Source organism: Malonomonas rubra, from assembly GCF_003247215.1.
Classification (GTDB): domain Bacteria; phylum Desulfobacterota; class Desulfuromonadia; order Desulfuromonadales; family Geopsychrobacteraceae; genus Malonomonas; species Malonomonas rubra_A.
Genome location: NZ_QKAP01000143.1, coordinates 1 through 10,943, shown reverse-complemented (window position 1 = coordinate 10,943; position 10,943 = coordinate 1). Strand labels below are relative to the sequence as shown.

General features: G+C 54.5%; 9 protein-coding genes and 1 rRNA gene. 1 reads left to right on the top strand and 9 read right to left on the bottom strand.

From position 1 onward, the window contains the following. Nucleotides 1–104: ribosomal RNA gene (gene rrf, locus Q7J88_RS14670) — 5S ribosomal RNA — on the top strand; the annotation flags it as partial. A gap of 69 nt (nucleotides 105–173) precedes the next feature. Here the strand turns inward: rrf and Q7J88_RS14665 are convergent. From Q7J88_RS14665 to Q7J88_RS14625, 9 genes are all read right to left on the bottom strand, one after another. After that, a complete protein-coding gene (locus Q7J88_RS14665; RefSeq protein WP_303722985.1) occupies nucleotides 174–1,553 on the bottom strand; it encodes a sigma-54 dependent transcriptional regulator in 1,380 nt (459 codons plus the stop codon). Between the two features lie 11 nt (nucleotides 1,554–1,564). Continuing rightward, nucleotides 1,565–3,808, bottom strand: a complete 2,244-nt coding sequence (locus tag Q7J88_RS14660; RefSeq protein ID WP_303722984.1) for an ATP-binding protein — start codon at nucleotides 3,806–3,808, stop codon at nucleotides 1,565–1,567. Between the two features lie 126 nt (nucleotides 3,809–3,934). Continuing rightward, a complete protein-coding gene (gene lpxC, locus Q7J88_RS14655; RefSeq protein ID WP_303722983.1) occupies nucleotides 3,935–4,864 on the bottom strand; it encodes a UDP-3-O-acyl-N-acetylglucosamine deacetylase in 930 nt (309 codons plus the stop codon). A gap of 213 nt (nucleotides 4,865–5,077) precedes the next feature. After that, nucleotides 5,078–6,769, bottom strand: coding sequence for an AarF/ABC1/UbiB kinase family protein (locus Q7J88_RS14650; RefSeq protein WP_303722982.1), 1,692 nt, complete (start codon nucleotides 6,767–6,769; stop codon nucleotides 5,078–5,080). A gap of 6 nt (nucleotides 6,770–6,775) precedes the next feature. Beyond that, complete coding sequence (locus Q7J88_RS14645) at nucleotides 6,776–7,081, bottom strand: phasin family protein (protein ID WP_303722981.1); 306 nt, start codon at nucleotides 7,079–7,081, stop codon at nucleotides 6,776–6,778. Then, entirely contained in the window at nucleotides 7,078–8,091 is a 1,014-nt protein-coding gene (locus Q7J88_RS14640; protein WP_303722980.1) for a patatin-like phospholipase family protein, read from the bottom strand. The genes Q7J88_RS14645 and Q7J88_RS14640 overlap by 4 nt, the downstream gene beginning before the upstream one ends. Further along, the gene (locus Q7J88_RS14635; protein WP_303722979.1) at nucleotides 8,088–8,297 is read right to left on the bottom strand and encodes a DUF2905 domain-containing protein; all 210 of its coding nucleotides are present in this window, start codon (nucleotides 8,295–8,297) and stop codon (nucleotides 8,088–8,090) included. The genes Q7J88_RS14640 and Q7J88_RS14635 overlap by 4 nt, the downstream gene beginning before the upstream one ends. 3 nt (nucleotides 8,298–8,300) lie before the next feature. Beyond that, on the bottom strand, nucleotides 8,301–8,840 hold the full coding sequence (locus Q7J88_RS14630) for an epoxyqueuosine reductase QueH (RefSeq protein WP_303722978.1): 540 nt from the start codon (nucleotides 8,838–8,840) through the stop codon (nucleotides 8,301–8,303). Nucleotides 8,841–8,861: 21 nt separating this feature from the next. Beyond that, a partial coding sequence (locus Q7J88_RS14625; protein WP_303722977.1) for a hypothetical protein occupies nucleotides 8,862–10,943 on the bottom strand: 2,082 nt, incomplete at its 5' end.

The window sequence follows — 10,943 nt, the reverse complement described above, 5'->3', positions numbered from 1 at the left end:
GCGCAGGAGTCACACCTGTTCCCATCCCGAACACAGAAGTTAAGCCCTGCCGCGCCGATGATACTGCATGGGAGACCGTGTGGGAAAGTAGGTCGTCGCCGAAATTAATTGCAAAGGGCCCATCTCTACGAGATGGGCCCTTTTTTTTGTGCCTCGTCGAATTGACGCAGCTATTATTTATTCAGCTCGATCTGTAATGATTTAATTTTTCGATGCAGATTGGAGCGCTCAATGTCGATCACCTCTGCGGTTTTAGAAACATTCCAATCGTTCTCATGCAATTTTGTTTCAAGGTAAAGTCGCTCGAACCGTTCCCGCGCGTCCTTAAAATTACCTTCAAAAAGTTCGGCTGAAGGCCGTATGTCTGTGATGGTATCCGACGACTGCCGCCGGCCGATGATCATGGCGGATGGAAGTTGGCTTGTTGTGATCTGTTCATCAAAGGTCATAATGACCAGGCGTTCGATGAGGTTCTTCAACTCTCGTACGTTTCCCGGCCAGTTGTAGCTGGTTAGGGCAGAGAGTGCTTCCGGGGTGAAGTGTTTGGCAACCCGCCCTTCCTTCTGACAAAAAAACTGGAGAAAATGGTTAGCTAAAGGCTCAATATCGGCTTGCCGCTCGCGTAGCGGCGGAACCTGGAAAGGTAGCACATTGAGACGGTAGTAGAGATCCTCGCGAAAATTCCCCTTGCGAATCTCTTCTTCTAGGTTCTTATTGGTGGCAGCGATAACCCGAACATCGACTTCAATGGTCCGGTGTCCACCAACGCGTTCGAATTTCCTCTCTTGAAGAATCCTGAGTACTTTGGCCTGGGTTTTCAGGCTCATGTCACCTATTTCGTCGAGAAACAAGGTCCCTTCATTAGCCTGGTCGAACTTGCCTTTGCGTTGTGCCGTCGCTCCGGTAAAAGCACCTTTTTCATGCCCAAAAAGTTCCGACTCGATCAGTTCTTCAGGAATAGCAGCACAGTTTACCTCGATAAATGGTTTGCTCCGACGCTGTGAATTCAGATGAATGGCTCGGGCGACTAGTTCCTTGCCGGTTCCGTTTTCGCCTGTAATCAGCACCCAGCCTGAGGTCGGGGACGCTATGCGGATCTGGTTTTTAAGCTCACGGATCGGCACGCTGTCACCGACCATTTCGTATTCCTTGGCTATGGTCGCCTTGAGATTACGGTTTTCCTCGACCAGTTGCCGCACTTTCATAGCCTGCTGGATACTGTGCAGAACTTTTTCAAGCGACAGCGGTTTCTCAATGAAGTCGAAGGCGCCAAGGCGAGTTGCTTTGACGGCTGTCTCAATGGTGCCATGACCACTCATCATCACCACCATCTGATCAGGGAATTCGTCTCGGATACGGTTGAGGGTTTCCAGTCCATCCAACCCAGGCATCCAGATATCCAGCAGAACCAGATCCGGGGTGTCTTCCCGTAGCAACTCCATCCCCTGTTCACCGCTTTCGGCAGTTGCAGTTTGAAATCCTTCATCATTCAAAATGCCGGAGAGGCTTTTACGAATACTGGCTTCATCGTCAATGATCAGAATATTTTTCATGGCGAACCTGTTCAGGACGGTAACGGGTTGCCCGACGTTGGCAGTTCAACGACGAACGTTGTCCCCTTAGGGGTGTTGTTTTTGACACGGATATAACCGTTGTGATCGGTGATGATTGTGGCAACGATTGCCAGACCAAGGCCGGTACCGGATTTTTTTGTTGAAAAATAAGGCTCAAACAGACGTTGACGGTCTTCCGGCGGGATACCACAACCGTTGTCGGAGATGGTGAATATCGCCATCTGCAGGGTAGGGTTGTAGTTGCTGACCACGTCTATCTGACCTTCGTCATCTATTGCGCCTATGGCATTATCGATCAGGTTAATGCAGACGCGTTTGATCTGGTCTCGATCAAGATTGAAAATCGGCATTTGCGGGTCGGGGGTGAAATGAAAGCTGATATCTCGGTGCCCTTCCTGGTAGAGGGTAATCGCGTCCGCAAGGATGTCATTGAGCTGATTTGGAGCCGGAAGACTCGCTGGCATCCGCGCGAAGTTGGAAAATTCATTGACCAGATTTTTTAAGTCATCCACCTGATTGATAATCAGGTGAGTGCAGTCGTCGAATACCGGATCGTCTGCAGGAAAACGGTCAAGATATTTGCGTCTTAGTCGCTGCGCCGATAGCTGAATGGGGGTGAGGGGGTTTTTGATCTCGTGGGCTATACGACGCGCAACTTCACGCCAGGCGGCCATTCGTTGTGCCTTGAGCAATTGGGTTAAATCATCGAAGATAACCACGGTACCCATGAACTCACCCGATTCATCATGCAGGTTGCTGACTGTTACCTGCAGGGTCAGCTTGTTTTCGCCCACCGGGAGGGTAAGTTGCTTGCGAATTGAGTCCTTCCCCGTATTACGCAACTCCGCCAAGGTTTCATTGACCAGTGGCACGTGGGCATCATCAACGACATCGCGGAAATTTCTGCCCAGAACGGATTCGGCGTCGAGGTGCAGCAGGGTTTCCGCTGCCGTGTTCACCGTTGTCAAATGGCCCTGGCTGTCGACGGAGATTATCCCTGCAGTCACATTGCGCAGAACGATCTCCATGTAGCGACGTCTCTGTTCCAACTCAAGATTGGAGGACTGAAGGTTGCGGTTGGCTTCGGTCAAGCTCTCCTGCCCGCGACGCAAATCTGCGGTCATGGTGTTGAATGAATCGATCAGTATCCCGACCTCATCATCGCTTTGAGACTTAAGGTGAATGTCGAGATTTCCTTCGGCCACACTCTTGGTTGCCACTGCCAGTTCCTGGATCGGTACCGAAATGCCGCGGGCGAGGTGGAATCCGAACCAGGTAGCAAGGAAGATGATGACCAAGGCAATCAACAACAGAAAAATCAGGTACCAGGTCTTGATGCTTCCTTTGATCAACTTGGCGCTTTTGTACTGTTCAAAGGAGCTGGAAATCTCCTTCATTTTGGCTACCAGCGAGTAGGGAACGTAGTAGTTGACTACCACGACACCGACGATATCATTCTGATTCCAGCTGGAATAGATGGGGACAATGCCGCGAATCAGGTCGGCGCGGCCAATCGGGGTGATTTTGCTGAAGCGTTGTCCCTGCAGGGCATCCCTGATCGCATCCGAACCTGGGTCAGTGAAGTCTGCAGCCGGTATCTGGGGGTTGTCTGAACGTACCAGCTCTTCGTATGTCGAGGAGAATACTTCGACGATGCCGAGATTGTACTCCTGCTGTTTTTTCTGGATAACCTCTTTCAGTGCCGGCAGGTTTTCCTGTTTGAGCAGGCGTTCCTGCTTGATGGCTTCCGCCAGGCGGTCCGCATAGTAGAGGGCGTTAGCTGCGGAGTTTTTGTAGTAGGTCTGCGCGACGTCGACCGACTCCTGTAAAGAGGTCTCGATCTGCTGGTTGAACCAGTTGTCTATCGAGTCGGTTATCAGCCCCGCCGAGACAAAAAACAGTAGCATCGTTGGAATCAGCGACAGCGCCACAAATGTGACAACCAGTTTCGAACGCAGACGGGCTCCAGGCACACCTCGGCGCCGTTCAAGCATCAGTTTGAACAGGTTCCGAAACACCAGGAACAGGAACAGGACAATCAGCAAAATATTGATGTTGATGATTGCCAGGGCCAGGATGTTGTTGGAAAGGGGAAGCTTTTCCGCCAGAGAAAACAGTTGTGCTTCGAAGTGGGAAACTAGAAAGATAAGGCCGATGACCGCCAGTGCGATCATCCATTCACGCTTTAATTTGCGGCGGCGGGAGTTCTCTGGTGAAAGGGGCCTTTTTGTCATCGAGCCGGGTGTCCTTTAGGTCGTAGCCGAATCAACATAATAGGGTACTGGGGGCACTGAATGCAACCTGTCCAAGAAAAAAGGCAGCCTGTTATGGCTGCCTTTTCTGTCGATTCAGGGTAGAGATCAGGAGCGGCTGAATACCAACTCGCGTAAACCGGCAACCGCAGATTGCGGTGACTGGTTCTGCAGGTCGGCCTCGTTGAATTCCACCAACTGCCAGGAGTCTGTGGCCGCGAGAATTTTTTCAACCATAAGGTGGTTGATGTCATGGCCGCCCTTGTAGGTGCGGATATGGCCGAGCAGCGGGTAGCCGATTAGGCTGAAATCGCCAATAGTGTCGAGGATCTTGTGGCGAACGAACTCGTCACCAAAGCGCAGCCCTTCCGGGTTCATGATGCCGCTCTTGTCGATGACAATGGCATTGTCCAGCGAGCCACCGCGTGCAAGGCCATTGGCCTTGAGGTATTCGACCTCTTCAAAGAAGCCGAAAGTACGTGCCGGAGCGATATCGCGCTCAAACAGTTCCGGAGAAAGTTTGATCGCCCGCCGCTGCAGGCCGATGCTGGGGTGGTCGAAAGAGATTTCCGAGCTGATACGCATAAAGCGCGACGGAATGATGTTGATCCGCTTTTCCCCGGCCACCAGTGTAATCGGTTTGCGAATAGCCAGGAACTTGCGCGGCTGTGCCAGCTGCCGGCGGCCTGCTCCGCGCAGCATCTGTATGAACTGCCGGGCACTACCGTCCATGATCGGGACTTCGGGCCCGTCGATGTCAACATGCAGGTGATCGATGCCGAGGGTGTAGAGTGCGGCCATGAAGTGCTCGACGGTCGATACACTCAAGCCATTTTTGCCAAGCACGGTAGCCATGCGGGTGTCGACGACATTCGCCGAGATGGCTTCGATGCTGACGCAGCGCTCACCCTCTCGGCGATGAAAGACAATGCCGGTTCCGGCCTCGGCCGGTCGCAGCTGCATGGTGATCTCCCGCCCGGTATGGAGGCCGATGCCTGAGATGGTCAGGGGCTGGGCTAGTGTGTGTTGGTAAATCATGAGTATGCGAATCCTTGTGTCATTGCAGCATATAAAAAAACAGATAAACGTTATGCAAAAACTACCATACAAGGATTGTGCCAATATTCAGTTTGTGTAATGTGCTGTAATTTAAGGGATATTTATCGGTCTGGGGTGTGTCAAAGGCGCGGTGTGGTGGTGGCGCCACCGCAGTGTGTTGCGAATTCTCCACACAGGTGTCGGTTCAGAAGATTACAGCCGACCGGATCGAAGAATTGCGATCGCAAGCCAGAAGCCGAGAAATCCGGCAAAGGTATATCCCAGCAGGCCAAGCACCGGGTATCCGAAGAGTTGGGGGCCTTTCTCGGTGAGCATGATCAGGGACGAACCGACGATTATCGCTCCGATCAGCAGGCTGAATGAGAGCCGGTTGCTTGACTTGTCTATATCGGAGATCAGTTTTTCCAGCCCACGATGTTCCAGGTCAATCTTGAATTTGTTGCGATTGATCCGATCAACAAATTCTTTCAGGTCTGAGGGGAGGGTTTTGAGGAGGTTGAAGTAGGCCTGCCCTAGGTGTCGGGTTTCGCGGCTTATATGCCCCGGAGAAAGGCGCTCTCGCATCATCCGAAGCAAAAACGGACGCAGATGCTCGATAATGTTGAATTCCGGGTCAAGTTGTCGCCCCATCCCTTCCATCGCCACCAAGGCTTTGGCCAGCAGGATAAGATCAGCAGGAAACTTGATGTGATGGCGTTGCAGGATTTCGATAAACTCCGAAACCAGTCGACCGGCGTCTATAACCTGAAGGGCGGAATCGTAGTAATCGTCGATGAATTCGGCCAAGTCGCGCTTCAACTGGCGACGATCCGTCTCTTCTGTCAGGTTGCCGGCATAGAACAGGTGGTTGATTATTTGTTCGGCGTCACGACTGACAATCGCGAGAATCAGGTCGACGAGTTGATGCCGCAGCGTCTCATCGATGTGTCCGACCATGCCGAAGTCGAGCAGGCCGATCACATCCCCCGGTAGAACCAGAATGTTTCCGGGATGTGGGTCGCCGTGGAACAGACCGTGTACCAGAACCTGCTCGAGAAAGGCATCTGCGCCGCGCTGGGCAATCAATTGCAGATCGTGCTCCGCACGGCGCAGGGCCTCGAAGTCATTGACCTTGATCCCGTCGATGTATGACAGGGTCAGAACGCCGGGAGAGGTCACTTCCCAATACACCCTGGGAATGCACACCGCTTCGTTGTTGCGAAAGTTGGCAGCGAACCGGTCGATTGTGCGACCTTCGCGGGTGAAATCGAGTTCACGGCGAATTACCCGGCGAAACTCGCGGACTACGGCGATCGGGTCGGTGACGAGGCCGGCGGGGAGATGATTCTCCACCAGATAGGCAAAGGCCATCAGGATGTCGAGATCGGTCTCGATAATCGTGTCGATGCCTGGACGCTGGATCTTGACCACCACATCTTCGCCGTTTTGCAGCCGGGCACGATGTACCTGGCTGATTGATGCGGCAGCCAGCGGCGTGGAATCAAAGCTGGCAAAGATATCCTCCAACGGTCTTCCGAGCTGGAGAAATAGCTGCTGTTCAACCGATTTGGAATCAAACGGCGGGACCTTGTCCTGCAGTCGGATGAACTCCTGGGCAAAATCCTTGGGAATCAGATCAGGACGGGTCGAAAGAACCTGGCCAAGTTTAATGAAAGTCGGTCCGAGTTCCTCCATCGCCATGCGCAGGCGCTGTGCCGCCGTCAGCCGTTCCAGGCCTTTTGAAGCGGTACCCAGTGTCACGATTCGCCGTCCAAGCTCAATATAATAGTCGATATTGAGCTGTTCGACGATCTGGCCGAAGCCGTACTTGATCAGTACACCGAGAATCTGCCGATAGCGTCGGATCGAACGGATGTTACGATTGATGCGTGAAAAAGAGAGCATCCTTGTTTAGCTCTTCAGCTCTTTCAGGTGTTTCTCGAGCGACGCCACCTTTTTCTTCAGTTTGTCGAAATCGTCGCGGCTGACCACTCCGAGCCGGTCCATGGCTTTCTGGACCTCTTCACGGGCCGCTTTCTCCAGTTGCTCGCGTCCCTGTTCGGCCGATTGCTTGAGCTTTTCGATCAGCGAGCGTCCTTCGTCTTCGCTCAGATTGAATTTCTCGCGCAGTTCGGCAAGAAGGTCTTCGGCCTTTTTTTGCCCCAATGCCAGGGCGCCGACACCCGCCAATACGGTTTTTTCAAGCAGGTCGATCATGGTTTAACCTCCTTTTTTCGAGTCATTCCATGCTCTTGCATCGTATCACACCGGGCAGTTTCTGCAATCGGCAATTGAATGCTCAAATTGTCAAGTGTGTGAAAGGTAGCCCGACGTCCGGCGTCGATTGCTTCGGCGGCGCGATGAAACTCCAGCAGCGTTATACCATTGAGTTCGGGGCGTATCAAGACGTCCACGGCATCCCGCTCAAGGCGCATGGTGTTGATCTGATTTTCGAGGATGGCCACACTCTGGGCGAAAATACGAAATATGCCGGGTGGACGCCGGCTGACTTCGTTGCTCGGGTGCTCAACCGTGCTCTGCCAGATTTCGCGAAACCTCTGCTCAATCCAGGATACCGTCAGCCTGCTTACCGGATTCCGTTCCGGCTGGTCGCTATCGTTAGGAACGCTCGTCTCCTGATACCGTTTTTCTACCGGAGGGATTGCGCAAACTCCGATTACCCGATCGGCCCCCATTTGCCTGGCCACGTCGGTCGGTATCGGGGCGCAAAGCCCACCATCGACGAGAAACCGATCACCGAAGAGAACGGGTTGAAACAGCCCGGGAAAAGCGATGGAGGCCTGAATCGCCGGCAACAGGCGGCCATTGCGGATGACAATGGGGGTTCCGGACTCGATATCGGTGGCCGTGATAGCCAATGGCAGCTTCAAGGCCTCAAAGGTTTTGACCGGCAGCAAATCGTCTATGAAACGGCTGACCTTGCGGCTGTCAAGTAGCCCGGTGGTTGGCAGGGTCGGGCCGATCAGTCGGGCCAGCTTGCGCCAATTGAGATTTTGGGCAATCCGTTGCAGCTGGCTTACGGGAATACCGGACGCATAGAGCGCTCCGATCAGAGCGCCAACCGAGGTGCCGGCAATGCAGTCGATACGAATCTGCCGGCGAACAAGCGCGTCGAGGACGCCGATGTAACAGAGCCCGCGGGCGGCCCCGCTGCCAAGCGCCAGACCTGTACATGTCTCCCGGGCAGGGTCACCAGATCTGCTCATTTGCGAAACAACCAGAAAAGCAGGGATAGCAGCAGGGAGACAAGAATAGAGGTTGTCAGGGGGAAATAGAAAGAAAACCCGTCCCGTTCGATGCGCAGATCACCGGGTAGTCGGCCGAAAGGCGGCAGGCGTCCGCCAAGGGAAAGGTAAAGGCCAACAGCAACGAACAATACGCCAATGATGATCAGCGCCTTGCCCGGTGGCATCTGTCAGTTCCTGCTACGCGGTGAATAGCGATCCCGTTCTGAATAGATGCAGCCGCAATATTGTTGACGGTACAGGCCCATGCTTTTGGAAACCTGGATGCCCTCCTGCCAGCCGGTTCGGAAATCTTCATAATGGAAGGTCACGTCGTATTTCAGTGCCAGGCTCTCTCCGAACTCGCGGATCCGCTCATGCTGCTGGTAACGGGAATAGAGCAGGGTGGTTGAAAACGCGTCAAAACCATTCTCGGCGGTAATGCGGGCAGTCTCCTCCAGACGCGAGCGGTAACAGAAAGAACAGCGTTTTTTGGGGTCAGCTGCCACCTGCTGCAGGAACTGGTCAAGCTGGTATTCTTCGTTGACGATGAGTTCCAGTTCAACTCGGCTGGCATACTCCCTGGCCGTGTCGAGCCGTTTTCTGAACTCCTGGTAGGGATGGATATTGTTGTTGTAGAACAGACCCGTGACATGCATGTTCTTTTCACGCAGAACGCGAACCGGGTAGATAGCACAATTGGCACAGCACATATGCAGAAGGATATTCATGGGAACCTCGATGTCTCGAAACTATACCACGACTTTAGTTGTCTGGGGTAGATGGCGTTGGAGCAGATCCCAGGGGGGGACGGGCAGGCTGCCCCAGATGCGATCAACAATGACCTGCACATGCTCCGAACCACACGCCGCGGCTGCGGTCTCGAGTGCGGAACGCAACTGATAAAGGTGGCTGGCATAACGCTCAAGGATATTCTCGGTCTGCCAGGAAGATGTTGGTAATGCCAGGGGTCTTTCTCCCAGGGAGGTGGCGAGCACCAGGGCGCGGGCTGTCGCCTCCCCTTCGACATGTAGCTGCTCGCCGGATGAGGCTTCAAGCGTGATGCTGTCGAAAAAGGTATCGATAACCTGTAGGGGGGGCGTAGCGGTAAAGTTCAGGCGCTGTGTCTCCGGTACGTTGTAAAGAAAATCTTCGGGAAAGCGCAAAATGCCATCACGGGTCGCCGCGGCTATGATCATGGCATCCGTATCGGCGTCGTTCACCAGTCTGTGTGAGGTTGCTGAGCGTGGTTCCGCAGATACCTGCAAGCAAGAGTTCCCGAGCCAATCGGCGACTTCGTGGTCAATTTGCAACGAAGTCGGTGCTGGGTATTGTCTGGCCAGTTTTGCCAGGGCGCTCAGCATCTCCGGCCTTGGTAGCGGAATCCCATGGGCGCAGCAGGCTGCGAGCAGCTTTTCCTCACCAGGGAGCGCCTGTTTGCCGAGCAGTAATTGCCAAAGAACTTTTCCCGGAGTGGAGCGCAAAAACAGGCGGGCAGCAGTGGGTGACAGGCCGTTGATGTCGTCATACAGTTGCAACTCCCCGCGTTCGACAAGCCTGGTCAGTGGAGCTGGCAGCAGCAATGCCACACGGAGCCGGGTCAGAGATGGATAACCGTCGGCCTGCAAGGTCGACTCCCTGCCGTCCCTACTGCGCAGGCGGACCGGGCCGCTGTCGGTTCCCGCTGTCCAGATGACGTGGTGCCATGACTCATCGTGGACAGCCACTGAGCTAAGGCAGAGCCGCTCTGAAAGCAAGGTATAAAGCGCTTCGATGTTTTTGTCGGAAAGCCAGTCGGCAGGCAAGGCCAGGCTGAGACGGGCCGGTGGCGAGAGTAACCCGGCCAGATGCAGCAGATGCCAGTGCCAGAGCGGCGCCGATGTTGCAAGCGTCAGGTTGCGGTTGGGCCATGAGCTGCGCAGCCGGGCTTTCAGCATTCGCACTTCCGCAGCAGTTGACCGTTGCGAAACTGCCAGAGTGCCGACGATTCTGCCGATGGCGAGAGGGGGCGCAAGTCGCAGTGGATCCGACAACTGGAGCGACGGTGGCGGCAGTTCGCGCAGATAGCGCAGAAGGACATCGCAAGCCAGAATCCCTCCTGCGCCTATTTGTGCAATGAACGGTTCATTATCCGGGATACTGTCGGCAAACACGAGCAACAGCGGGGCATCCCCATCCGGTAGTGTCGGTGCTGGATAGTGTTGCAGCCGTTTCGCCCAGCCGGGTTTAAGGATTTCCAGCGTGTCTGCCAGCAGGGGGCGCAGTGCATTGCCAAACTGCGATAGGAGGACGGCGAGGTGCTGCAACCGCCTGGCCGCACTACCCTGAAATCTTGCCGGATCATGACGGATTCCGAGGCTGGATGCCAACGCTTTCGGCAGTTGCTCGGTAGCTGCATCGAGTTGTTCAATCAGGGTTGCCATCGAGGCTATTCGTGGCAGTTCTGCCTCCGCGACAAGCGCCAGTACTTGGATCAGCCGACGTAGAAGACTGTCGGTTAGCTGTTGACTCGAGCTTGTGCCGGAATTGACACGCGGCAGATCGGCATGGATTTCGTCGAATGCCGTCTGCAGCAGGTTCGCGATATAGACGGCAGAGAGCCGGGGCAGATTCAGCTGGTCATTGAAAAAACGCTGCTGGATATCGGCCAGGAGTTTTCCGATCAAAATCTGGAATGTTTCCGGCGTGTTCAGGTCCTCAGCTGGCGCGGTGTGAATCCAGAGAGGCTCCATCCGGTCAGGGGCGACGGCCCATGCCTTGATTTCGGTGGCATCCCAGGTGTGAAAGGTGTTTAAACCGAGTGCCGTTGCCAGCTTTTCCCCCTGTTTCAGAGA

What these genes read in the sequence shown, in the direction of transcription:
- Q7J88_RS14665 (WP_303722985.1), bottom strand. Translation starts at nt 1,553, where the DNA reads ATGAAAAATATTCTGATCATTGACGATGAAGCCAGTATTCGTAAAAGC.
- Q7J88_RS14660 (WP_303722984.1), bottom strand. Translation starts at nt 3,808, where the DNA reads ATGACAAAAAGGCCCCTTTCACCAGAGAACTCCCGCCGCCGCAAATTA.
- lpxC (WP_303722983.1), bottom strand. Translation starts at nt 4,864, where the DNA reads ATGATTTACCAACACACACTAGCCCAGCCCCTGACCATCTCAGGCATC.
- Q7J88_RS14650 (WP_303722982.1), bottom strand. Translation starts at nt 6,769, where the DNA reads ATGCTCTCTTTTTCACGCATCAATCGTAACATCCGTTCGATCCGACGC.
- Q7J88_RS14645 (WP_303722981.1), bottom strand. Translation starts at nt 7,081, where the DNA reads ATGATCGACCTGCTTGAAAAAACCGTATTGGCGGGTGTCGGCGCCCTG.
- Q7J88_RS14640 (WP_303722980.1), bottom strand. Translation starts at nt 8,091, where the DNA reads ATGAGCAGATCTGGTGACCCTGCCCGGGAGACATGTACAGGTCTGGCG.
- Q7J88_RS14635 (WP_303722979.1), bottom strand. Translation starts at nt 8,297, where the DNA reads ATGCCACCGGGCAAGGCGCTGATCATCATTGGCGTATTGTTCGTTGCT.
- Q7J88_RS14630 (WP_303722978.1), bottom strand. Translation starts at nt 8,840, where the DNA reads ATGAATATCCTTCTGCATATGTGCTGTGCCAATTGTGCTATCTACCCG.